At 65.0% G+C, this 24,268-nt stretch carries 18 protein-coding genes; 5 read left to right on the top strand and 13 right to left on the bottom strand.

What is annotated here, in order from left to right; translation table 11 throughout:
* Positions 1-2: 2 nt before the first annotated feature.
* From ACE3OV_RS04950 to rsmB, 8 genes are all read right to left on the bottom strand, one after another.
* A complete protein-coding gene (locus tag ACE3OV_RS04950) occupies positions 3-1,985 on the bottom strand; it encodes a primosomal protein N' (RefSeq protein WP_374325621.1) in 1,983 nt (660 codons plus the stop codon).
* Positions 1,986-2,246: 261 nt separating this feature from the next.
* Complete coding sequence (gene hemE / locus ACE3OV_RS04945; RefSeq protein WP_374325618.1) at positions 2,247-3,314, bottom strand: uroporphyrinogen decarboxylase; 1,068 nt, start codon at positions 3,312-3,314, stop codon at positions 2,247-2,249.
* A gap of 670 nt (positions 3,315-3,984) precedes the next feature.
* Positions 3,985-5,439, bottom strand: a complete 1,455-nt coding sequence (locus ACE3OV_RS04940; RefSeq protein ID WP_374325616.1) for a TrkH family potassium uptake protein — start codon at positions 5,437-5,439, stop codon at positions 3,985-3,987.
* 11 nt (positions 5,440-5,450) lie between these two features.
* A complete protein-coding gene (gene trkA / locus ACE3OV_RS04935; RefSeq protein WP_374325614.1) occupies positions 5,451-6,884 on the bottom strand; it encodes a Trk system potassium transporter TrkA in 1,434 nt (477 codons plus the stop codon).
* A 16-nt stretch (positions 6,885-6,900) separates the two neighbouring features.
* A complete protein-coding gene (locus ACE3OV_RS04930) occupies positions 6,901-8,166 on the bottom strand; it encodes a sigma-54-dependent transcriptional regulator (RefSeq protein WP_374325612.1) in 1,266 nt (421 codons plus the stop codon).
* On the bottom strand, positions 8,144-10,279 hold the full coding sequence (locus ACE3OV_RS04925; RefSeq protein WP_374325610.1) for an ATP-binding protein: 2,136 nt from the start codon (positions 10,277-10,279) through the stop codon (positions 8,144-8,146). Before ACE3OV_RS04925 ends, ACE3OV_RS04930 begins: the two co-directional genes overlap by 23 nt.
* Positions 10,276-10,908: a DUF4390 domain-containing protein gene (locus ACE3OV_RS04920; protein WP_374325608.1), complete on the bottom strand. Its 633-nt coding sequence runs from the start codon at positions 10,906-10,908 to the stop codon at positions 10,276-10,278. Before ACE3OV_RS04920 ends, ACE3OV_RS04925 begins: the two co-directional genes overlap by 4 nt.
* Complete coding sequence (gene rsmB / locus ACE3OV_RS04915; protein ID WP_374325606.1) at positions 10,871-12,130, bottom strand: 16S rRNA (cytosine(967)-C(5))-methyltransferase RsmB; 1,260 nt, start codon at positions 12,128-12,130, stop codon at positions 10,871-10,873. The genes ACE3OV_RS04920 and rsmB overlap by 38 nt, the downstream gene beginning before the upstream one ends.
* Positions 12,131-12,163: 33 nt before the next feature.
* Between rsmB and ACE3OV_RS04910 the strand changes: the two genes are divergently transcribed.
* Positions 12,164-13,063 carry a S1/P1 nuclease gene (locus tag ACE3OV_RS04910; RefSeq protein ID WP_374325604.1) on the top strand — a complete coding sequence of 300 codons (900 nt, stop codon included), beginning with the start codon at positions 12,164-12,166 and terminating at the stop codon, positions 13,061-13,063.
* On the opposite strand, the gene fmt is transcribed toward ACE3OV_RS04910, so the two are convergent.
* On the bottom strand, positions 13,047-13,970 hold the full coding sequence (gene fmt / locus ACE3OV_RS04905; RefSeq protein WP_374325601.1) for a methionyl-tRNA formyltransferase: 924 nt from the start codon (positions 13,968-13,970) through the stop codon (positions 13,047-13,049). The genes ACE3OV_RS04910 and fmt overlap by 17 nt on opposite strands.
* The gene (gene def, locus ACE3OV_RS04900) at positions 13,967-14,470 is read right to left on the bottom strand and encodes a peptide deformylase (protein WP_374325599.1); all 504 of its coding nucleotides are present in this window, start codon (positions 14,468-14,470) and stop codon (positions 13,967-13,969) included. The genes fmt and def overlap by 4 nt, the downstream gene beginning before the upstream one ends.
* A gap of 142 nt (positions 14,471-14,612) precedes the next feature.
* On the opposite strand from def, the gene ACE3OV_RS04895 reads away from it, so the two are divergent.
* The 3 genes from ACE3OV_RS04895 to ACE3OV_RS04885 all read left to right on the top strand — a co-directional run bounded on the left by ACE3OV_RS04895 (position 14,613) and on the right by ACE3OV_RS04885 (position 19,301).
* Complete coding sequence (locus ACE3OV_RS04895; RefSeq protein WP_374325597.1) at positions 14,613-15,635, top strand: LysM peptidoglycan-binding domain-containing protein; 1,023 nt, start codon at positions 14,613-14,615, stop codon at positions 15,633-15,635.
* Positions 15,632-16,702 carry a DNA-processing protein DprA gene (dprA, locus tag ACE3OV_RS04890; protein ID WP_374325595.1) on the top strand — a complete coding sequence of 357 codons (1,071 nt, stop codon included), beginning with the start codon at positions 15,632-15,634 and terminating at the stop codon, positions 16,700-16,702. Before ACE3OV_RS04895 ends, dprA begins: the two co-directional genes overlap by 4 nt.
* 79 nt (positions 16,703-16,781) lie before the next feature.
* The gene (locus ACE3OV_RS04885) at positions 16,782-19,301 is read left to right on the top strand and encodes a DNA topoisomerase III (protein ID WP_374325593.1); all 2,520 of its coding nucleotides are present in this window, start codon (positions 16,782-16,784) and stop codon (positions 19,299-19,301) included.
* Here the strand turns inward: ACE3OV_RS04885 and ACE3OV_RS04880 are convergent, their stop codons facing one another.
* The 3 genes from ACE3OV_RS04880 to ACE3OV_RS04870 are packed head-to-tail and all read right to left on the bottom strand — an operon-like array spanning position 19,302 to position 23,787.
* Positions 19,302-22,160 carry an ATP-binding protein gene (locus tag ACE3OV_RS04880; RefSeq protein ID WP_374325591.1) on the bottom strand — a complete coding sequence of 953 codons (2,859 nt, stop codon included), beginning with the start codon at positions 22,158-22,160 and terminating at the stop codon, positions 19,302-19,304.
* A gap of 8 nt (positions 22,161-22,168) precedes the next feature.
* Positions 22,169-23,083 (bottom strand): hydrogen peroxide-inducible genes activator, encoded by a 915-nt coding sequence (locus ACE3OV_RS04875; RefSeq protein WP_374325589.1) that lies wholly within the window; start codon positions 23,081-23,083, stop codon positions 22,169-22,171.
* Positions 23,080-23,787, bottom strand: coding sequence for a 16S rRNA pseudouridine(516) synthase (locus ACE3OV_RS04870; RefSeq protein ID WP_374325587.1), 708 nt, complete (start codon positions 23,785-23,787; stop codon positions 23,080-23,082). Before ACE3OV_RS04870 ends, ACE3OV_RS04875 begins: the two co-directional genes overlap by 4 nt.
* Positions 23,788-23,809: 22 nt before the next feature.
* Here ACE3OV_RS04870 and ACE3OV_RS04865 point away from each other — a divergent pair, with 22 nt between their 5' ends.
* On the top strand, positions 23,810-24,268 hold the full coding sequence (locus tag ACE3OV_RS04865; protein ID WP_374325585.1) for an SRPBCC family protein: 459 nt from the start codon (positions 23,810-23,812) through the stop codon (positions 24,266-24,268).

Below are 24,268 nucleotides of genomic sequence, written 5' to 3'. Positions count from 1 at the left end.
GCTTACAGCTCCAGCGGATCGACTTCGAGATGCCAGCGCAGGCGCGCCGGCTGCTTGAGCTGCTCGATCGCCGCCCGCCAGCGCGGCAAGAAGGCCTGCAGCGCCGGACGCGAACCGGCTTCGACCAGCAGCTGGGCGCGCTCCAGGTTGGCCAGGCGGGCCATGCGCATCGGTACCGGGTCGTAGAGCATCACCTGCTCGTGCTCGGCGACCGGCGGCAGCGCCACCGCCTGGGCCAGGAAAGCCATGGCGTCGGCCATTGCCGGCGCTTCGGCGCGTAACACTGCCTGGAAGGCGTAGGGCGGAAAACCCGCCTGCTCCCGCTCCTTGAGCTGACTGGCGGCGAAACCGGGGTAGTCCTGGGCAACCAGCGCCGCGAATAGCGGATGCTCGGGATACTGGGTCTGGATCAGTACCTCACCTTCCAGTTCGGCCCGCCCGGCGCGGCCAGCGACCTGCATCAGCTGCGCGAACAGGCGCTCCGGCGCGCGCCAGTCGGCGGCGTAGAGCGCCGAGTCGGCGCCGAGCACGCCGACCAGCGTCAGCTTCGGAAAATCGTGCCCCTTGGCCAGCATCTGCGTACCGACCAGAATGTCCGCCTCGCCGCCGTGGATGCGGTCGAGCATCGCCTCCCACTGCTTGCGGCTCTTCACCGAATCGCGGTCGACGCGCAGGATGCGGGCCTCCGGAAACTCGCCCTGCAGCCATTCCTCGACCCGCTGCGTGCCGCGGCCGAAGGGGTGGATGTCTTGGTTGCCACAGGTCGGACAGGCACGCGGAATGCGCTCCTCCAGGCCGCAGTGGTGGCAGCGCAGACGGCGGTCGGCCAGGTGCAGGACCAGGTTGGCGGCGCAGCGGTGGCAGCGCGACACCCAGCCGCAGGCCGGGCACGCCAGCACCGGCGCGTAGCCGCGCCGGTTGAGGAAGACCAGACTCTGCTCACCGCGTTCCAGGCGCTGGCGGATGGCGCTCACCAGCGCCTCGCTGACACCTTCGCGTAGCGCCATGCGCCGGGTATCGACCAGGCGCACCGCCGGCAGCCGGGCCTGCGGATTGGCGCGCTCGCGCAGGGTCAGCAACGTGTAGCGGCTGCCTTGCGCATTGGCCCAGGTTTCCAGCGACGGCGTCGCCGAACCGAGCAGGATCGGCACCGCCTGCTGGCGGGCCCGCACCACCGCCAGGTCGCGCGCCGAATAGCGCATGCCATCCTGCTGCTTGAACGAGGGATCGTGCTCCTCGTCGATCAGGATCAGGCCGAGCCGCGGCAGCGGCGTGAAGACCGCCAGGCGGGTGCCGAGGACGATTGCCGCCGCGCCGCTGAAGGCGGCGCGCCAGTTGCGCTCGCGCGCCGCTTCGGCCAGTTCGCTGTGCAGCGCGACCACGTTGTGCTCGGGAAAACGGCTGCGCACGCGCGCTTCCAACTGCGGCGTCAGGTTGATTTCCGGCACCAGCAGCAGCACCTGGTCGCCGAGCGCCAGCGTGCGCTCGATCAGGCGCAGATAGACCTCGGTCTTGCCGCTGCCGGTGACGCCGAACAGCAGGTGGGCGGAAAAGCCGCCGTTGATCGCCACCGCGTCGATCGCCACTGCCTGCTCGACAGTCAGTGCCGGCGCTGGCAGCGGCGCCACCGCCTTCACCGCCCGCCCGGCCCGCCGCTGCGGCGCCGCCAGACGCTTGAGGCCGACCGGCAGCGCCTGCATCAGCACTTCACCGAAGGGCGCCTGGTAATAATTGCTGGCGAACTCGCAGAGGGCGAAGAAATCCGCCGGCAAGGGCGGCAGATCGTCGAGGATCGCCGTCGCCGCCTTTAGCTGCTCAAGTGGCCATTCCCCTTGCTCGACGACGCCGACGACGATGCCGATCTTTTCGCCGCGCCCGAAAGGCACCCGCACCCGGCGCCCGACATCGGCTGCCGACGCCTGCTCGACCCGGTATTCGAACAAGCGGTGTAGCGGCAGATCGAGGGCAACGCGCAAAACGGGCATGCAGCAGACTCGGTGGGAAACCCTGGCGGAAGCTTGTCCACAAAAGCTGTGGATAACTTTGTGGATCGCTGGCGTAAAGAAATGCTAAGTCAGCGATTTGTAAGGCTTTTGTTATCTTGCCGAAATATTGTGCAAAATAACAACTCCTTATTTTTCAGTAACTTGCCTTATTTCCGGGATGTCAAGCCAATTTCCCGGGCGGCCGCTCCCCGGGGAGCGGAATTCTGTGCATAAGTCAAGCCGCCCCGGGGAGATGAGTCCTCACTTACGCAGCGTACGGCTGTGCGCATGGACCGTCTCGACCAGCACCGAGACGTTCTCGGGCGGCGTGTACTGCGAGATGCCGTGGCCGAGGTTGAAGACGTGACCGGTGTTGCCCGGACCGAAGCTGTCGAGCACCTTGCGCGTTTCGGCGGCGATCGTTTCCGGCGTGCCGAACAGCACGTTGGGGTCGATGTTGCCCTGCAGCGTCACCTGGTCGCCAACACGGCGACGGGCTTCGCCGATGTCGATCGTCCAGTCGAGACCAACCGCATCGCAGCCGATGGCGGCGATCTTCTCCAGCCACAGGCCGCCGTTCTTGGTGAACACGATGCTCGGAATGCGCTGGCCGTCCTTTTCCTTCTTCAGGCCGGCGACGATGCGCTGCATGTAGGCCAGCGAAAACTCCTGGTAAGCCGCTGCCGACAGCGAACCGCCCCAGGTGTCGAAGATCATCACCGCCTGGGCGCCGCAATCGATCTGCGCGTTCAGGTACTGGGTCACCGCATCGGCGGTCACCGCCAGGATCTTGTGCAGCAGGTCCGGCCGGCTGTACATCATGCCCTTGATGTGCCGGAAGTCCGACGAGCCCTGCCCTTCGACCATGTAGCAGGCAAGCGTGTACGGGCTGCCGGAAAAGCCGATCAGCGGCACCGAGTTGTCGAGCGCGCGACGGATTTCCGCGACCGCATCCATCACGTAGCCAAGGTGATCGTAAGGATCGGGCGCGCTCAGGTCGTTGATCGCCCATTCCTCGCGCAGCGGCCGTTCGAACTTCGGCCCCTCGCCCTCAGCGAAATAGAGGCCGAGACCCATCGCGTCGGGCACGGTGAGGATGTCGGAAAACAGGATGGCGGCATCGAGGTCGTAACGGGCGAGCGGCTGCAACGTCACCTCGCAGGCCAGCGACGGCGTCTTGCACAGATTCAGGAAATTGCCGGCGCGCTTGCGCGTCTCGCAATACTCCGGGAGATAACGACCGGCCTGACGCATCAGCCAGAGCGGGGTGTATTCGGTGGGCTCCTTCAGCAGGGCGCGCAGGAAGGTGTCGTTCTTGGGTCGGCTCACGGTGTACTCCGCCTGAAATCTGGAAAGGGGGAATTATCCCGCTTTCCGGGGGGAAGGTCACGGCGGTGGAGGGATTTGATGGTTTTGATGCTGGCCGTTGGCTTGTGAGCGAGGTTGGTTGCTGATCCGCTGGATTCCGCGCCTGACGCGCGGTCGTACTTTCTTTTTGATGGCAAAAAGAAAGTAGCCAAAGAAAAAACCACCCCAGGTTACGCGGTCGGCTACGCCGACTCCCCTGCGCTACTCGAAGGGCCGGGCGGCTGCGCAACTCGCCGCTGCGCGGCTCAGACAGTGCTCGCCGACTTCCCCCGGCCCTTCTCCGTTGCTCGGCGCTCCACATGGGGGCCCCGAAAAACAGCGGTATGCGAGGGTTTGCGGTTGAAAGAGCGTTGTGCTTTCAGCAGCGATCGGTTTGCCGGGCCCCTTGGGAGGCGCCGAGCAACGCAGGGCCTGGCGGATAAAGGGCGAGCACTGTCTGAGCCGCGTAGCGGCGAGTTGCGCAGCCCCCGCCAGGGCCGAGTAGCGCAGGGCACCCGCGCAGCGGGCGCCGACCTAGGGTCGCCTTCTTCTTTGGCTACTTTCTTCTTGGCGAAACAAGAAGAAAGTACGCCCGCCGGTCAGCGGCGGAAAACAGCGGATCAGCAAAGCAACCCGCAATCAACACGCCCCCCTACTTCCGCCAGAACGCCGGCGTCAAAACCACCAGTAAGGTAAATATCTCCAAGCGCCCCAGCAACATCGCAAAGGTGCACACCCAGGTCTGGAAATCACCAAGGACGGAAAAATTCGACGCTGGACCGACCAGCCCCAGCCCGGGTCCGGTGTTGTTGATGCTGGCGACAACGGCGCTGAAGGCGGTGACGATGTCGAGCCCCGTAAAGGCCAGCGTCAGGGTCATGGTGACGATGCTGACCATGTAGATGAAGGCAAAGGCGAGCACCGCGAACAGCACTGACTGTGGCGCGGTGGCACCGCCGAGACGGACGTTGTAGACCGCCGACGGGTGCATTGCCCGCACCAGTTCGCGATAGACCTGCTTGTAGAGCAGCAGGGCGCGCATCATCTTGATGCCGCCGCCGGTCGACCCGGCGCTGGTCGAGAAGCTGCACAGAAAAAGCATCCAGAGGCCGGCGAACATCGGCCACTGGCCGTAATCGATCGTCGAATAGCCGGTGGTGGTGGCCACCGAAACAACGTTGAACAGGGCGAGGCGGAAGGCTTCGTCCATGTCGGCGATGCTGCCCTCCTTCCACAAATAATTGGCGAGGACGAAACCGCTGGCGAGCAGGATACCGACAAACCAGCCAGCCTCCGGATCGCGACCATAAACGAACAGCGAGCGCCCGGTCAGCGCCAGGAAATGCGTGGCGTAATTGACCCCGGAGAAAAACATGAAGGCAAGACAGATCCATTCGATGGTCGGCGACGCGAAATGGCCCAGACTGGCATCGTGGGTCGAGAAGCCGCCGAGCGAAACGGTCGAGAAGGCGTGGCAGAAGGCATCGAACCAGCTCATGCCGGCCCAGGCGTAAGCAAGGATGCAGGCGATGGTCATCGCCACGTAGATCAGCCACAGGCCTTTCGCCGTCTGGGTGACGCGCGGCGTCAGGCGGTTGTCCTTCATCGGCCCCGGTATCTCGGCGGCAAGCATCTGCCGGCCGCCAATGCCGAGCATCGGCAGGATGGCGACGACCAGGACGATCAGCCCCATACCGCCCAGCCACTGCATCAGGTGGCGCCAGAGGTTGATCGAATGCGGCAGGCTGTCGAGCCCGGACATCACGGTACCGCCGCTCGCGGTGAGCGCTGAAACCGCTTCGAAATAGGCGTCGGTGTGGCTCATGCCGAGCTGGATCATGAACGGCAGCGCGGAAAACGCCGGCAACACCGTCCACACCAGGACCACCAGCAGGAAGCCGTCGCGCACGCTAAGATCGCGCGTGCTATGGCGGTAGCGGTACCAGAGGAAGGTGCCACACAACTCGGTGAGCAGGAAGACCAGATCGTAGGCACGCTGGGCGCCGTCGTCGGCGATGTGCGAGACGACCAGCGGCGCCAGCAGGGCCAGACCGAACAGCATCAGGATCATGCCGAGGGCACGATGGACGGAGGCGAAACGGGTCATGAGCTGCGGGTTCACAGGAAATGGAAACCGACCTGGAACAGCTTCTCGACCTTTTTCACGAGCTTCTTGCGCGTGCAGAAGATGATCACGTGGTCGTCCGGCTCGATCACCGTGTCGTGGTGGGCGATCACCACTTCACCGTAGCGGGTGATCGCCGTCCAGTCGTCGGTCTGACCGACGACGATCGGCTCCTCGAAATTGCGCACCAGGGCAGCGACGGTGACGCCGCGCGGCCATTCGACTTCGTCGATGCGGCGACCGACCACCTTGGAGGTGTTGCGGTCGCCGTGGGCGACGATTTCCAGCGCTTCGGCGGCGCCACGGCGCAGCGAATGGACTTCGGCGACGTCACCCTGGCGGACATAGGCGAGCAGCGTGCCGATCGAGACCTGGGCCGGCGAGATGCCGATGTCGATCGGCCCGCCCTCGATCATCTCGGCGTAGGCGCGGCGATTGATCAGGGCGACGACGCGCTTGCAGCCCAGGCGCTTGGCCAGGCTGCCGGCCATGATGTTGTCTTCGTCGTCGTTGGTCATGGCGAGGAAGAGGTCCATCTCGCCGATGTTTTCCTGTTCCAGCAATTCCTCGTCGGTGGCGTCGCCGCACAGCACCAGGGTGTCGTTGAGTTCGTTGGCGAGCAGTTCGGCGCGCGGCCGCCGGCCTTCGATCAGCTTGACCTCGTAATGCCCTTCCAGCGACTTGGCCAGGCGCAGACCGATGTTGCCACCGCCGGCGATCATGATCCGCTCGACCCGGCTGACTTCGCGCCGCAACTGGTTGAGCACCGGATGGATGTTCTCGGTGGCGGCGAGCAGGAAGACTTCGTCGCCGCTTTTGACGACGGTATCGCCCTCCGGGAAGACCGGCTGGTTGTCGCGGAAGATGGCGGCGATGCGGGCGTCGATCTCGGGCGGCAGCAGGTCGCGCATGGCCTTGATCGGCTTGCCGACGATCAGCCCGCCGTCGTAGGCGCGGACGCCGACCAGGCAGACCCGGCCGCGGGCGAAGTTGAGCACCTGCAGGGCGCGCGGAAACTCGATCAGGCGGCGGATGTAGTCGGTGATCACCTGTTCCGGGCAGAGCGCGAAATCGACCGCGAAGTTGTCGTCCGAAAGCAGCACCTCGTCTTCCAGGAAATCGCGCGAACGCAGGCGGGCGATGCGGGTCGGGATGTTGAACACGGAATGCGCCAGCTTGCAGGCGACCAGATTGGACTGGTCGCTCTGGGTAACGGCGATCACCATGTCGGCATCCTCGGCCCCGGCGCTGCGCAGCACCGACGGTGTTGCCGCATCGCCAACGACGGTGCGCAGGTCGAGGCGATCCTGCAACTGGGCTAGACGCTGCGGGTCCTGGTCGACGATGGTGATGTCGTTCTCTTCCGAGACCAGGCCTTCAGCAACGCTGGCACCGACCTGGCCGGCGCCGAGAATGACGATCTTCATGCCCCCTCCCTCGTTCTTATTCGTCGTTGCGTTTGCCGAGCCGGATGTCGAGCTGCTTCAGCTTGCGGTAGAGGTGCGTGCGTTCGAGCCCGGAACGCTCCGCCAGCCGGGTCATGTTGCCGCCCTCCTGGCGCAGGTGGTGTTCGAAGTAGAGTTTCTCGAAGGCGTCGCGCGCCTCGCGCAGCGGCTGCTCGAAGAGCGGCAGGAAGGACAGCGCGGCGCCGGTGTCCTCCTCCTGCTCGGGCATCACCCGGGCCACGTCGTCGGCGTCGATTTCGTCGTCGAGCGCCGTCAGCGCCAGATTGCGCACCAGTCCGTAGAGGACATTCCAGCTGGCATCGGCATGGCGCTTCCAGGGCAGCGTGCGCAGCGCATTGAGCGCTGCCGTCGAGAAACGCCGGTGCGGCACTTCACCACGCTCGACGAAGTTGCCGAGCAGCAGGCTGGCGATTTCCGGCAGATCGTCGACATGACCGGCGAGCGCCGGCAAGGCCACCCAGATCTCGCCCAAGCGGGCGATCAGCTTGCTGTCCCAGCCATGCTCGGCAAGCACGGAAAGCGGTGTGGTACTGGCGGCGATCAACTGCAGGTTGAGCTTGTCGGCGCGGTCGACGGCAAAGGCCAGGTTCATCTGCTGCATCTTGCCCAGTGCGGCGAGATCGGGAACGAAGAGAATGCCGCCGCTGGTCTTTTCCAGCACTTCCTGGCTCAGCGCGCTGCTCGTCGTCGACAGATCGAGCCAGGGCGCGCGCGGCGCCAGCAGCGTGCGTGCGGCAATCTCCGCCATGCCGGCGGTGGCACCCTTGATCAGCACGACCGAAGCCTTGGCCGCTGCCTGCTCCAGGCGGCGGCGGAACTCCTTGACGAAGGGCAGGCGGGAAAAGGCTTCCAGGGTCAGCGGCGGGCGCGCCGGCGGCGCATCGTGCTTGAGTGCCTTCTGCACGCTGCCGAGCAGCTTCTGCAGGGCGATCGGCTTTTCCAGGAAGTCGAAGGCGCCAAAGCGCGTCGCCTCGACCGCAGTATCGATCGTCCCGTGGCCGGACATCATCACCACCGGCATGTTGAGGTGACCGCCGGCATGCCACTCCTTGAGCAGCGAGATGCCGTCGGTGTCGGGCATCCAGATGTCGAGCAGCACCAGGTCCGGGCGCAGTTCGTGGCGCACGCGACGCGCCGCCGTGGCGTTCTCGGCGAGGCGCACGTCGTAGCCCTCGTCGATGAGAATTTCGGAAAGCAGTTCGCGGATGCCGACTTCGTCATCAACGACCAGAATGATTGCCATGCTTGGCCTCCTTGTCCCGTACCAGCGGCAGGCGGATGTCGATCCGCGCACCACCGGCCGGCGCATTGCTGATTTCTATACTACCTTGATGCTCATCGACGATCTTCCTGACGATGGGCAGACCGAGCCCGGTGCCCCGGGCCTTGGTCGTCACATAGGGTTCGAAGATGCGCGGCAGCAACTCGACCGGAAAACCCGGACCGTTGTCGGTAATGCTCAGGCGCAGGCAGCGCCCGACCTGTTCGGTAACGATGTCGACGCGGCCGTCGGCGCGCCCCTCGAGCGCGTCCTCGGCGTTGCGCAGCAGGTTGTGGATGATCTGCCGCAACTGGGTCGCATCACCGCACACTGGCGGCAAATCCTCGCCCAGCCGGCTGTCGAAATGCACCGATGAGCTTTCGTACAGCCCGAGCACCTCGCGTAGCAGGGCGTTGAGGTCGAGCGGTGCGACTTCCAGCACCGGCTTGCGCGCGTAATCGCGGAAATCGTCGACCATGCGCTTCATCGCCTGCACCTGGGCAATGATCGTCTGTGTGCCGCGTGAGAGCATCTCGGCGTCGCCGTTGCTCAGACGGTCGGCCAGCTTGAACTGCAGGCGTTCGGCGGAGAGCTGGATCGGCGTCAGCGGATTCTTGATCTCGTGCGCCAGCCGCCGCGCCACTTCGCCCCAGGCGGCGGTGCGCTGGGCGGCGATCAGGTTGGTGACGTCGTCGAAGACGACAACATCGCCACCGCCGCTGCTTTCCGGCAGGCGCGAGGCGCGCAGCAACAGCACCTGCGGCGCACTGTTCGGCCGCTCGATTTCCAGTTGCGCCCGCCACTCCGGCTCATCGGTGCCGGCAAAATGCTGGTCGATGAAGGCGGCGAGAACCTGCTGACGCGGCCAGTCTGCTGGCGCCAGGCCGATCAGGCCGGCAAATTCGTCATCGAGGATATTGGCCGCACCGCCATTGACCGTACGCAACAGGAAGTCGCGGTCGAAAACCAGGACCCCGGCCGAGAGGTTGGCCAGGATCGATTCCAGATAAGCCCGGTGGCGGTCGTTTTCGCGACGGACATCGGCCAGTTGCCGGGTCATCCGGTTGAAGGACTGGGTCAGCACGCCGAGTTCGTCACCACTGTAGATCGCCTGACGCTGCGAAAAGTCGCCCTGCGCCACTGCCTGCGTCCCCTCGGCCAGAATGTGCATCGGCGCCACCAGGCGGCGGGCCATCCAGAAGGCCAGCGCAAAGGCGCTGAACAGTGCGACGAGCACGGTCAGGGTCAGGGTCAGCGCGTAGATCCCGGTCAGCCCCTGACGTGCCAGCTGCAGTTCCTGATAGTCGCGGTAGACCTCCTGAACCGCCTCGGCATCGAGCGCCAGGGTAGCCGGCACCAGTTGAGTCACCTGCAGGATGCGCGGCTCGGCAAAGAGTTCAAGCGAAGTCACCGGCAGCAGCACGCGCATGAACATCCGCTCGTTCTCCCCCTCGATCCCGCTCAGGCCCTGCGCTGCGCGGGCCTGGCGCAACTGGGCCTGACTCGGTGGATTGGGTAGCTGATTACCAAGATCGCCGGTGGCGCTGGACAGCAACTGGCCGCCGAGGGAGAAAAGCGCCGCCGTATGAACCCCCCGCTCCTCGCGCAGGCGGAACAACGCCGAACGCTGCGCGGTCTCCGGCACCACCGACAGTTCGTCGGCCATGTCGTGGCTGCGCTGGGTGAGCTCTTCGAGCAGCGACTCGAGGGAAGAGCGCCCCAGCTGCAGGCCGGATTCCAGTGCCTTCTCGACGCGCACGTCGAACCAGCTTTCGATCGAGCGGGTCACGAACTGCACCGAAACGCCATAAACCAGCGCTCCCGGCAGCACCGCGATGACGCCGAACATCAGCATCAGGCGCAGCTTGAGGCGGGCGCCGAAGACCTGCGCCCGGTAATCGCGCCACAAGGTGCTCAACTGCCAGCCAACCAGCGCCAGCATGGCCAACGCCAGGACGACATTGAGCCCGACCAGCAGCGGGTAGTTGCGCGAGAAGACGACGGTGTCGGCCTCCGTCGCCATCAGCAACAGAAACCAGAGAATGCCGCCGATGGCGGCAGCCAGTGCCCCGGCAGCTGCAAGGAGTCGCTTCACTTATCCTCCGGCACGGGCGCAGGTACGGGCGCGGGGGCAAGCGGGGGCGGCAGGGTCGCCGACCAGATCTTCCAGTCCGACTCGAGATTCCAGTCCCTGCTGCCGAGCGCGCTGATCTGGAAAGGACGCGGCAACTGGGCAATGTCCAGCCGCAGGCGCAAGGCCGCCTGGTAGGTGCTGCCGGGAACCGCCACCGGGTCATTGCGCTCGATCACCTGCCAGTTGCGCAAACGGCGCAGCATGACCAAGGCCTCGCCCAGCGTCGCGAAGGATTGGTGCAGGCCACCGGTGCTCAAGCGATATTGCCGGGTCAACGCGTGGTAGGAGAGGCGGTAGGTCTGCTGCTTGCTGACCAGCTTCTGGTCGAACCAGTACCAGCGCTCGCGGGCGAGTTCGAACTCGGCGACGAAATAGAGCACGACGCCGCGATTGACCGCTTCCTCCAGGCGAGGATTGAGTTCGAACCGGAAATCGGCCGCCAGCACGTAGGCGTCGTCGCCCGCCGTAAGGCGCTGCTCGCGCACCTCGATATCCGCCGCCCAGCCGAATACCGGCAGGAAAAACAGCAGTAGCAGCCAGGCACGGCAGCGTTCAAGAACGCTTTTCGAGCAGGCAGTAGAAAAAGCCATCGCGCTCCGCATCGGGAAGTATCTGTTCTTCGTGAATGATCCCCGCTGCCGGCTGGCGAGCGAGGAAGCCCCTGATCTGCCGCTGATTTTCCCGGGGGAAGACCGAGCAGGTCGCATAGAGCAGTTTACCGCCCGGCCTGAGCACCTGCCACAGGGCATCGAGGATGCGCGACTGGGTCGCGGCAAAGCTGGCGATATCCTCCGGGCGCCGCAACCACTTGGCGTCCGGGTTGCGCCGCACGACACCGCTGGCGGTACAGGGCACGTCGGCCAGCACCGCATCGAAGGGAAGGCCGTCCCACCATTGCTCGAGCTGCGTGCAATCGGCCGCGACCACCTTCGCCGACAGGTGCAGACGGCCCAGACCATCCTCGATGCGGCGGCAACGGGCCGGCTTGAGATCAAGCGCCAGCAGGTCGAGATCGGCGCGTTCCAGCAAGTGCGCCGTCTTGCCGCCGGGTGCGGCACAGGCATCGAGCACCCGGCTGCCCGGCGCCGGCGCCAGCAGTTCGGCGGCACGCTGGGCACCGGGATCCTGGACCGAGACCAGGCCATCAAAAAATCCGGGCAGGCGATCGACCGGCACGGGCTGCGCCAGCGTCAGTCCATCGTCGCCGAGCGGACTGGCAGCAATTCCGGCCGCCGCCAGTTGCGCCTGGTAGTCGGCACGGCTGCAACGCCGGCGATTGACCCGCAGCGCCATCGGTGGTGCCAGGTTGCCGGCAGCGACGATGGCCGGCCATTGTTCCGGCCAGGCCGCCTGCAGTTCCTGCAACCACCATGCCGGGTGCTGGGTCGGAGCCACCGGATCGGCCTGCAAGGCCGCTTCCAGCGCCACCCGCTGGCGCAGGAAACTGCGCAACACGCCGTTGACCAGGGCGCGGAACTTGCCATGGGCGATTTCGCCGGCCGCCGAAACCGCCTGGTCAACAACGGTATGCACCGCCTCCGGCCGGGTTTCGAGCCGGTAGAGGGCAACCAGCAACAAGGCCCGCACTTCTTCCACCGCCAGCGGACGCTCAAGCAGGCGGGCAAGGAAGAAATCCCCCCGGCCGTAGGCGCGCAGGCTGCCGTAAACCAAGTCCTGCACCGCCGGGCGCGCCACCGCCTCAACCCGCCCAAGCAGGTTGTCGGCGAGACTCTGGCCGGCAAAAACCGCGGCGTCGATGCGGGCAGCCTGACGCAAGGCGTAGGCCAGTGAATTGAAAGGCAACCGTGACATGGCCCGGATTATCGCACGGGGCATAATTCCGGCATGCGTCCTTTGCTCATCTTCCTGTTCTCCGTTCTCGCCAGTGCCGATGCGCTGGCCTGGAATGCCGCCGGCCACCGCCTGAGCGCCATCATCGCCTGGCAAGAAATGGCACCGGAAACCCGCGCCTTCGTCGACACAGCGCTGCGCCACCACCCAGACCACGGCCGCTGGCGGGAAAAGGCCGGCGCCGACGACAGCGCGCTGATCTTTGCCGAGGCCAGCACCTGGCCCGACAGCATCCGCCATGATCCGCGCTTTACCGAGGAGACAGCCGCCTCGCCGCTGCCGGGCTTTCCCGACATGCAGCGGCACAGCAACTGGCATTACGTCGATTTCGATCGCCGGGGAAAACGTGGCCGCGGGCAACTCGACCGCCAGATCAGCACCTTGAGCGAGACCCTGAAAACTGCGCAGGATGCGGCAAGAATCGCCTGGGCCCTGCCCTGGCTGGCGCATCTGGTGGCCGACCTGCACCAACCCTTCCATGTCGGCTACCCCGCAGACCACGGCGGCAACAGCTTGCTGGTGGAAGACCCTGCTGACGCACGTCGGCCCTTCGTCAGCCTGCACACCTGGTGGGATGACCTGCCCGGCAAGTCGGGACTGCGCGGCAAACGCCTGTGGCAAAAAGCCGGTGCCCTGCTCGCCGAGCAGGCGCCACCGCAACAGGGCAACGAGGCGCTTTGGTTACGCGAAAGCCGCGCCCTGCTGCCTTCGCTCTACCCGGAGAACGCCGGCAGCGTGGCACTGCTGGTCGATGCCACCTATCAGGCGCGGGCCCGAAAGATTGCCGAGCGACGGATCAGCGAAGCCGGCTGGCGACTTGCCGGCCGGCTCGACGCCATCTACCGCCAGCGGGTTTCACATGGAACGCCGCTGGAATTCAGCCGGCAGCAGTAAACAAATCGCCTACACGCAGCGGATTGCCGGCCAGGAATTGCTGTACCGGCAGACGCTTGCCGCCGGCCTTCTGCAGCTCCCGGATCGCCAATGCACCCTCGCCACAGGCGACGACCAGGGTCTGGCGGTCGATCGCCAGGATTTCGCCGGGACGGCCGTTGCCGGCGCAAGGGCTGGCCGCCCACAGCTTGACGGTCTGCCCGGCGAGCTGGGCCTGGGCCCCGGGAAAGGGATTGAAGGCGCGCAGGTGGCGATCCAGTTCGGCCGCCGACTTCGTCCAGTCGATCGCGGCCTCCGCCTTTTCGATCTTGTGCGCGTAAGTAACGCCTTCTTCCGGCTGCGCCATCGCCGGCAGGGGCAGCCGGGACAGCGCCTCGACGATCAGGCGGGCGCCGCAGTCGGCCAGCTTGTCGTGCAGGCTTGCCGTCGTGTCATCGCCGGCGATCGGCAAGGCTTCACGCAGCAGGACCGGGCCGGTATCCAGGCCGGCTTCCATCTGCATGATGCAGACGCCGGTCTGTGCATCGCCCGCCAGCAGGGCGCGCTGGATCGGCGCCGCGCCGCGCCAGCGCGGCAGCAGCGAGGCATGGATGTTGAGGCAACCGTGGCGCGGCAAATCAAGCACCGCCTGCGGCAGGATCAAGCCGTAGGCGGCGACGACCATCGCTTCCGCGGCACATGCCGCCAGCCGGGCCTGGGCATCGGCATCGCGCAGCGTTGCCGGCTGGAAGACCTCAATGCCATGCGCCAGCGCCACCCGCTTCACCGCCGACGGCTGCAAGGCCATGCCACGGCCGGCAGGCCGGTCGGGCTGGGTCAGGACCAGCATCACCTCGTGCCCGGCGTCAACGATTGCCTGCAGCGCCTGTGCCGCGAACTCCGGCGTTCCCGCGAAAATCAGCTTCATGCGGTGACGCGCGCCTGTTTGGCAAGCTTGCTCTTGATCCGCGTCTGCTTGAGTTGGGAAAGATGATCGACAAAAACCTTGCCGTCGAGATGATCGATCTCGTGCTGGATGCACACCGCGAGCAGTCCTTCCGCGCTCAGCACCTGGGCGTTGCCGTCAAGGTCCAGGTAGCGGACACGCACCCGCTCGGCCCGTTCGACCTTGTCGTAAATCCCGGGAACCGAAAGACAGCCCTCCTCGCCCAGCGCGAGACCTTCCACGCTTTCGATCTCGGGATTGACGAAAACGCGCAGCTGGCTCTTGTCTTCGGAAACGTCGATCACTACCAGCCGCTTATGCACATCGACCTGCGTCGCAGCGAGGCCAATGCCCGGTGCTTCATACATGGTCTCCGCCATGTCGGCAGCAAGTCGGCGAATGCGATCGTCAATTTTCGTGACCGGCGTTGCGACTTTACGCAAGCGGACATCGGGAAAACGCAAAATGGGTAAGAGTGCCATAGAAAAGAGGGTGAAAATGCTTGCTTGCTTAGAGGATTACATGCAGAATCTAAAGCAATTCTCGAGATATGAACGCGAATTGCAGACGCCGGTAGGACCAACAAATCTGCTGCGCGTTCCACCGGTACGTGAGGGATTACCCATGTTTCGCATTATATCCGCGCTGATCCTGGCTGTAACCGCCATCTGTGCCACGGCCGCCGAGCCGTTGGAACTGGTTGCCAATCCGCCAGATCGCCATGTCGTCGTCAAGGGCGACACGCTCTGGCACATTTCCGGAAAATTCCTGAAAAAACCCTGGCGCTGGCCGGAAATCTGGCGCCTCAACAAGGACCAGATCAAGAACCCGCACCTGATCTATCCCGGCGACATCGTCTGGCTCGACATGTCCGATGGCAATCCCCGGCTGCGCCTGGGCAAACCGCTTTCCGGCCGCCTCCAGCCGAAGGTTTATGAAAGCCCGGCCACCGGCAACATTTCCAGCATCCCGGCAAATGCCATCGAGCCCTTCATTTCGCAACCGCTGATCCTCTCGGAAGAGGACGAAAAGGGCGCTGCCCGCATCGTCGCCACCGAAGAAGACCGCGTCGTTCTCGGCAACGGTGACACCGCCTACGTCAGCGGCATTCCCGACACCAGCATCGAAAGATGGCACGTTTTCCGTCCGGGCAAGCCGCTGACCGATCCGGAAACCGGCAAGGTCGTCGCCCATGAAGCCTTCTTCCTCGGTAACGCAAGCCTGGTCCGCCCCGGCGAGCCGGCAACGGTACGCATCACCATGGCCAAGGAAGAGGTCACCCGCGGCGACTGGCTGAAGCCGGCGCCCGAGCAGAATATCGTCGCCTACGTGCCGCATCCGCCGGAAGTCGAAGTACGCGCCCAGATCATGTCGATCTACGGTGCCGTCAACGAAGGTGGCGCCGGTTCGGTGATCACGCTCAACCGCGGCGAAGCCGACGGTATCGAACACGGTCATGTCGTTGCCCTGTATCGCAAACGTACCGCCTTGCACCTGGACGCTGACATCAAGCGCGAGGAAACCACGATTCCCGAAGAGCGCTATGGCCTGGCCTTCGTGTTCCGCACTTTCGATCGTGTCGCCTACGCGCTGGTCATCGAATCCTCGAAGTCGGTGATCGTCGGCGACGCAGCCCGCAATCCGTGATCGACCCTCAGGGACTGGCCGCCTGGCTGCGGCTGACCCTGGTTCCGGGCATTGGCGGCGAGACGCAACGCAAGCTTCTCGCCGCTTTCGGTTTACCCACCGCCATCTTCGCCGCCAGCCCGAGCAGCCTGCGCAGCGTCATCGGCAACAAGGCCGACCTGCTCCTCGACTTCCCGCTCAGTGATGCGGTCGAACGCCACCTCGACTGGGCCGGACAAGCGAACCAGCACATCCTGACCCTGGCCGACGCCGGCTACCCCCGCCAACTGCTCAACATTGCCGATCCGCCAACGCTGCTCTTCGTGCGCGGCGATCCTTCGCTACTCCAGCGCCCCGCCCTGGGCATCGTCGGCAGCCGTAATGCAACCCCGCAGGGGCTGCGCAACGCGACGCAATTTGCTGCAAGGCTGGCGGAAAACGCTCTATGCATCGTCAGCGGACTGGCCCTGGGCATCGACACCGCCGCCCACCGTGGCGCACTGAGCGCGGGAGGTAGCACCATCGCCGTCATCGGCACCGGGGCAGACCGGGTCTACCCGGCAAGAAATCACGAACTGGCGCTGGCCATCGCCGAGAAAGGCGCCATCGTTTCCGAGTTCCCGCTCGGAACACCGCCGCTAGCCGCCAATTTTCCCCGCCGCAACCGCATCATCGCCGGCCTATCGCTCGGCGTCCTGGTCGTCGAAGCCGCCGTCGAGAGCGGCTCGCTGATCACCGCCCGCCTGGCCGGCGAGCAGGGACGCGAGGTTTTCGCCATCCCGGGCTCGATCCACGCCCCGCAGTCGCGCGGCTGTCACCGCCTGATCCGCGACGGCGCCAAGCTGGTGGAAGCCGCCGGCGACATCCTTGAGGAACTCGCTACCTCGTCCGGCACAAACGCCGCATCGCCCCCTGACGAGGCGGAACCGGCGCTGCTGATCCTGATCGGTCACGATCCCTGCAGCTTCGACGAACTGGTCGAGCGCAGCGGCATGCCCGCCAACACCTTGCAAGGCGAACTGCTGACCCTGGAGCTGGCCGGGCGCATCGGCGTTCTGCCGGGCAACCGCTGGCAGCGGATTGACTGATCCGCCACCAATACATATCCGCCCTTGCCAATCCGTCGGGCGCCCACTTATCATGCCCGGCACCTGACAGGCAGACCCCATGAGCAAAAAACTGATCATCGCCGAGAAACCCTCCGTCGCCAGCGACATCGCCAAGGCGCTCGGTGGTTTCACCAAGCACGACGAATACTTCGAAAACGACGAATACGTCGTCTCGTCGGCCGTCGGCCATTTGCTCGAACTGGCCTGTCCGGAAGAATTCGAGGTCAAGCGCGGCAAGTGGTCGTTTGCCCACCTGCCGGTGATCCCGCCGCATTTCGCGCTGAACCCGATCGAGAAGAGCGCACCGCGACTGCGCGTCCTCAACAAGCTGATCAAGCGCAAGGATGTGACCGCCCTGATCAACGCCTGTGACGCGGGGCGCGAGGGTGAGCTGATCTTCAATTACATCGCCCAGCACGCCAAGGCCGGCAAGCCGGTGCAGCGGCTGTGGCTGCAGTCGATGACGCCGCAAGCGATCCGCGACGGCTTCGCGCGCCTCCGCCCGGGCAGCGAAATGCAGGGCCTGGCCGACGCCGCCGTATGCCGCTCCGAATCCGACTGGCTGGTCGGCATCAACGGCACCCGGGCGATGACCGCCTTCAACTCGAAGACCGGCGGTTTCCACCTGACCACGGTCGGTCGCGTGCAGACGCCGACGCTGGCGATCGTCGTCGAGCGCGAGCGCAAGATCCGCGACTTCGTTCCGCGCGACTACTGGGAAGTCGAGGCCGAGTTCACCGCCAAGGCTGGCGGCTACACCGGCAAATGGTTCGACGAGGGCTTCAAGGGCAAGCAGGACGACGAGCACGCCCGTGCCGATCGACTCTGGGAAGTTGCTCGCGCCGAAGCAATCAAGGCGGCGACCTCGGGCAAACCAGGCATCGTCAGCGAGGAAGCCAAGCCGGAAACCCGCCTGTCGCCCCTGCTCTTCGACCTGACCAGCCTGCAGCGCGAGGCCAACAGCCGCTTCGGCTTCTCGGCCAAGACCACGCTCGGCCTGGCCCAGGCGCTCTACGAAAAGCACAAGGTGCTGACCTACCCGCGGACCGACTCGCGCTGCCTGCCCGAGGACTACCTGGCCACGGTCAAGGAAACGATGCGCGTGCTCACCGGCGAAGGTGCCGGCAAGGGCCACGACGAAGTCCTGCTCGCCCGCTACGCGCCATTCGCGCACCAGGTCCTGGCGCGCAACTGGGTGATCCCGAACAAGCGCATCTTCAACAACGCGAAGGTGAGCGATCACTTCGCCATCATCCCCACGCCGCAAGCACCGAAGAACCTCAACGAAGCCGAGCAGAAGCTCTACGACTTCGTCGTCCGCCGCTTCCTGTCGGTCTTCTTCCCGGCCGCCGAATACCTGGTCACCACCCGCATCACCCGCGTCGAAGGCCATCCCTTCAAGACCGAAGGCAAGGTCCTGGTCAATCCGGGCTGGCTCGCCGTGCATGGCAAGGAAGGCCAGAGCGGCGACGAAGGCAACCTGGTCGCGGTCGACAAGGACGAAAAGGTCAAGACCGAGGAAGTCACAGTCAAGGCCAACGCCACCAAGCCACCGCCGCGCTACTCGGAAGCCACCCTGCTGTCGGCCATGGAAGGCGCCGGCAAGATGGTCGACGACGAGGAACTGAAGGCGGCGATGGCCGGCCGCGGCCTCGGCACCCCAGCGACACGCGCCCAGATCATCGAAAACCTGATCGGCGAGCAGTACATGCTGCGCGAAGGCCGGGAGCTGATTCCGACCGCCAAGGCCTTCAACCTGATGACGCTCTTGAACGGCCTCGGCGTCGAAGAACTGACCCAGCCGGAACTGACCGGCGACTGGGAGTGGAAGCTCGGCCGCATTGAAAAGGGCGAGTTCACCCGCGACGAATTCATGCGCGAGATCGCCGAGATGACCCGCCATATCGTCGAGCGCGCCAAGTCCTACGACAGCGACACCATCCCCGGCGATTTCGGCGTTCTGAAGGCGCCCTGCCCGAAATGCGGCGGCGTCATCCGCGAGACCTACAAGAAATTCCAGTGCAGCGGTTGCGATTATTCGCTGTGGAAGATCGTTGCCGGCCGCCAGTATGAACTGGCCGAAGTCGAAACCTTGCTCACCGCAGGTCAGGTCGGTCCGCTGACCGGCTTCCGCAACAAGATGGGGCGCAGCTTCGCGGCGGCGATCAAGCTCAACGCCGAACACCTGCCGGAATTCGATTTCGGTCAGGACAAGGCCGACGAAGCCAGCGCCGAACCGGTCGATTTCTCGGGCCAGGAAAGCCTGGGCAAATGCCCGAAGTGCGCGGCCAAGGTCTACGACCACGGCACCTCCTACGTCTGCGAAAAATCGGTCGGCCCGGACAAATCCTGCGATTTCCGCTCCGGCAAGATCATCCTGCAGCAACCGGTCGAACCGGTGCAGATGAGGAAGATGCTGGAAACCGGCAAGACCGACCTGCTCAAGGAATTCGTTTCCAACCGGACGAAGCGCAAGTTTTCCGCCTATCTGGTGGTCAACGAAGGCAAGGTCGGTTTCGAGTTCGAGAAAAAAGCACCGTCGGCCAAGGCACCTGCGAAGAAGAAGGCCGCCGGCTGATCAGCCGGCCTGCCGCCCGCGGCGCAGCCATTCGAGCAGGGTTTCGTAGAGCAGGATGGGATCGACCGGCTTGGCGATGAAATCGACCATGCCGGCGGCGCGGCAGCGCGCCTGATCCTCGGCGAAGGCATTTGCCGTCATGGCGATCACCGGCGTCGCAAAGCCCGGCAGCTCGCGCAGTTTCGCCATCGCCTCCAGCCCGCCAAGTTTCGGCATCTGCAGATCCATCAGGATCAGCGCAAAGGGGTGCGTCGCCTGGCTGACCTTGTCCACTGCCATCTGGCCGTCAGCCGCCAGCTCGACGATCAGCCCGACGTTTTCGAGCAACTCCGCCGCCACTTCCTGATTGATCGGATCGTCCTCGACCAGCAGGATGCGCGAAGCGGCAAAGGAATCCTGCAGCAGGCGTTCAGGTTGCTCGCCCCGTGGCCGCACCAGCAATGCATTGCCGCCGCCCGTTTCGCGCTGCAGACGGGCGGTGAACCAGAAACGGCTGCCCTGCCCCGGCTCGCTCTCGACACCGGCGTCCCCCCCCATCAGCCGGGCCAGCCGGCGGGTGATCGCCAGGCCCAGACCGGTGCCACCGTAACGTCGGGCGGTCGAATCATCCGCCTGCTGGAACGGTGAAAACAGTTTGTCGATGATTTCCGGGGGGATGCCGATGCCGGTATCTCTGACCGAAAACCGTACCAGAACGGCCTCGGCGTCTTCCGCCACGCGCTCGACCAGCAATTCGACCTCGCCCTCGCGAGTGAACTTGACGGCGTTGCCAGCCAGATTCAACAGCGCCTGGATCAGGCGCCCGGCGTCGCCGCGCAGGGTTTCCGGGAAATCCGCGCAGCGGTAGTTCACTTCCAGTCCCTTGACCTGCGCCTGCTCGGTGATCATCGACACCACGTTGTCGAGTACCTGCAGGGGATGCAGCGGCTGCACCTCGAGTTGCAGACGGCCGGCCTCGATCTTCGAGAAATCGAGCAGGTCATTGATGATGCCGAGCAGGTGATCGGCCGAGCTGGTGATGCGCGACAGCTTGTCGAGCAGTTCCGGCGCCTCGAGCTTCTGCCGCAGCACATGCGACATGCCGATGATGGCATTCATCGGTGTCCGGATCTCGTGGCTCATATTGGCCAGGAAGGCGCTCTTCGCCCGATTGGCCGCCTCAGCGGCGTCGCGCGCCTGCGCCAGCTGGCGGGTCCGTTCGTCGACCAGTTCCTCGAGTTGATCCCGATAGTGCTGCAGTTCCTCTTCGGTCCGCTTTTTCTCGGTGATATCGAAGTTGACGCCGACAATGCGCTCCGCCGCCCCTTGCGCGGCACGATGCACCTGCCCGCGCGAGGCGATCCAGCGCAGCTCGCCATCCGGCCGGACGATACGGAAAGCGAGATCGAAGGCGTCATCACGCTGCATGTACTCGCCCACCGCCTGCAGCACCGCGGAACGATCGTCGGGGTGTACGCGCGCCAGCCAGTTTGCCTGACGGCCGTCGAAACTGCCGATGGCGAGGCCGTACATCGCTTCGACCTCCGGCGACCAGTAAGTCACGCCGGTCAGCAGATTGACCTCCCAGATGCCGAGCGCGGCGCTCGACTGGGCGATGCGCAGCTTTTCCTCGCTCGCCCGCAGCGCATCCTCGGCCTGCCGGCGAGCGGTGATCTCGCGGGAAATGCTGAGCACGCCGATGAGCTTGCCGTCGCTGTCGAGCATCGGCGTCTTGATCGTTTCAAACAGCAAGCGCTCGCCGCCATCGGCAAAGGTCAGCCATTCCTCGTTGCTCAACGGACCGCCGGCAGCGATCGCCTTCTGGTCCTGGGCCCGGAAAAAATCGGCGGTCTCGCGATCGACGAAGTCGTAATCGGTACGATCGACGATCGCCGATTCGGGATGTCCATACAGCTTTTCGAAGCGCCGGTTGCACGCGAGATAAACGCCTTTGGCGTCCTTCAGCCAGACCAGATCGGGAATCGTATCGACCAGCGTTGCCAGCTGGACGCGCCGCATGTCCAGTTCGACAGTGCGTTGCCGCACCTGACGCCGCAAGGTACGAACCCAGAGCACGAGCAATCCGCCAAGGAGCAGCAGGACGGCGATGGCGATGCCGAAATAGCCCGCATACGGCGCCAGCACCAGCGGCTGCCCCATCCATTTCTTGTGCAGGGCTTCGACATCGGCCGGGTCGATCGCCGCCATGCCGGCCTCGACCACCGCCAGCAGTTCGCCGTCGCCCTTGCGCACCGCCCGATGCATCTGTCCGCTGTAGAGCTGGAAGGTCTTCCGGAAACGCTCCTGCGCGTGCATCCGGTAGAGATAGAAATTGGCCGGCACCTCGTCAAGGCAGAACAGCTTGACCTCCTGGTCAATCGCCGCCTGGATCATCTGCGAATAGTCACGATAGCGCTGCAGGCTGGTGATTCCCTGGCGCTCCAGCATCTCGATGCAGGCGTCGCCCTGTTCAACGCCGATCTGGAAACCTTTCAGCGTGTTCGGCCCGCTAATGCCGCTGATCGAACGATCGGCAAAAATGTAGATGTGCTGGGTCGAATACGGCTGGGAAAACTCGTAGCTGCCCTCGCGCGCCGGTGTCCGGTAGATCGCCTCGATGACGTCGGCCTCGCCGCGACCGATCATCGCCTGCGCCTCGGCCCAGGCCGTCGCCGTCAGTTCGACGCGGATCCCCGTCTGCTTTTCCCAGAGTTTCCAGAGATCGACCAGATAGCCCTCCGGCGCCCCGTCGGCACCGAGAAAGATGTAGGGTGGGAAATTCTCGTCGCTGACCACCCTGACCCGCTCCGGTGCGGCACTCGCCGGCAGGCTCCCGGCAAGGCAAAAGAGGAGCGCCAGCAGGAGTCTGCGCGGTTTCATGTGAAACCTCAACGTCGGGCGGTAGCGCCGGGCAACTGACAGGAAAGGACCGCCGCCCGCATGGCATCGATCGCCTGCGCGCGCGGGTAAGTCACCCGCCAGACCAGACCGACGGTGCGCGCCGGCGGCGTGCCGGCGAAGGGCAGCACGCGCACCATCGGCTCCTTGTCGAGCAGCGGATCGGCGGCCGAACTGGGCATCACGGCAACACCGGCGCCGCTCGCCACCATGTAGCGGATGGTTTCCAGCGAACTGCCTTCGAGCGAATGGGCCAACGCGTCCTGGCCGTGAAGTCGCGGACAGGATTCCAGCACCTGGTCGCGGAAACAGTTGCCCTGGCCGAGCAGCAGCAGGTTCTGGCCGTCCAGCTCGGCGGCCTCGATCGCCTCACGTCCGGCCCAGGGATGGTTGGCCGGCACGACAACGCGGAAAGGTTCCTCATAGACCGCCTGCGCCACCAGCCCCGGCTCGGCGAACGGCAGGGCAATGATGATGACGTCGAGTTCGCCGGATTTCAGCGCCGGAATCAGATTGGCGGTGAAGTCCTCCTTGAGGAACAGCGGCATGTTCGGCGCCTGCCGGCTGAGCGCCGGGATCAGCTGCGGCAGCAGATAGGGGGCAATGGTGTAGATGATGCCGACGCGCAACTGGCCGCTCATCGGGTCGCCGGTGGCCTCGGCGATTTCTTCCAGCTTGACCGCTTCGGCAAGGACGCGCGTCGCCTGCTCGACGATGCGCTCACCCAGCGTGGTGATGCGGACGTCGGTCGCGGTGCGCTCGAACAGCGCGGCACCGATCTGCCCCTCGACCTTCTTCAGCGCCACCGACAGCGTCGGCTGGCTGACATGGCAAGCCTCGGCGGCCCGGCCAAAATGGCGTTCGCGGGCCAGGGCAACGATGTAGCGCATCTCGGTCAGGGTCATCGCGCAACTCCCAGGTTGTGGTAGTCCGCCGCCGTCAGCCAGCGCCACTGCCCGGGCGCCAGGTCTGGCGGCAGGACCAGTTCGGCCAGCGCCTCGCGGTGCAGCGCCTCGACCCGGTTGCCGACCGCGGCGACCATGCGTTTGACCTGGTGGTACTTGCCTTCGGTCACCGTCAGGCGCAACTGGTGGTCGTTGACGATCTCGGCGGCGGCGGCGGCCACCGGCACCGGCTCGTCGTGGAGCAGAACACCGGCGAGCAGTTGGTCGATCTGCCCGGCGTCGAGCGGATGTTTCAGCGTTACCAGGTAAACCTTGGGCACCTTGCGCTTGCCTGACGACAGCTGATGGTTCAGTTGGCCATCGTCGGTGACCAGCAGCAGGCCAGTGGTGTCCTCGTCGAGACGACCGATCGGCTGCACGCCGCGCTCGCGCAGCGGCAAGGGCAGCAGTTCGAGGACCGAAGGATGGTGTTGCGGCTTGCGCGAACATTCATAGCCGGCCGGCTTGTGCAGCAGGAGGCTGGCGAACTCGCAGTACGGCCAGTCGACACCGTCGACCGCAAACACCAGTCCGTCGGTAGGAAGATCGGCGAAGGGATCGTCGAGGCAGCTACCGGCGACCGTCACCCGCTCGTCGCGGATCATCGCCCGGCAGGCCTTGCGCGTACCAAAGCCGTGCTTTTGCAGGATACGTTCAAGTTGCATGTGACGATGCTACCATTTGGCCATGAAATTCGAACACCTGATCGTCATCAACGATCCCGGCAATCCGCTGATCGTTCCGCTGAACCGCCGCCAGCTCTGGGAAGGGCTGCTGCAACGGGTCTATCATCCGCTGCCCTTCCTGCCCGGCCTCGAATCCTGCACCCTGCTCCAGCGCGACGAGGCTTTCCTGCGTCGCGAACTCGATTTCGGCGCCGCCCGCATCCGCGACCGCGTCACCCTGGCGGTCGAGGAATGGGTACATTTCGAAATCGAGCCCGGCGAACAGCATCCCGGCGGCAGCCTGACCATCCGCATCGAGGAACCGGCGCCGGAACAGCTCTGCCTGCGTTTTATCTACACCACCGCGATGGCTGCGGAAGATCAGGCCTATATCGAATATGTGAAGTCGGCATACCAGCAATCGGATATCGATTGCGTCAGCATCATCCGCACCCTCGCCGCCGGGGGTACCTGCCAGTAA

This window comes from Azonexus sp. (assembly GCF_041909095.1).
GTDB lineage: Bacteria > Pseudomonadota > Gammaproteobacteria > Burkholderiales > Rhodocyclaceae > Azonexus.
This window is presented reverse-complemented; position numbering and strand designations above follow the sequence as displayed.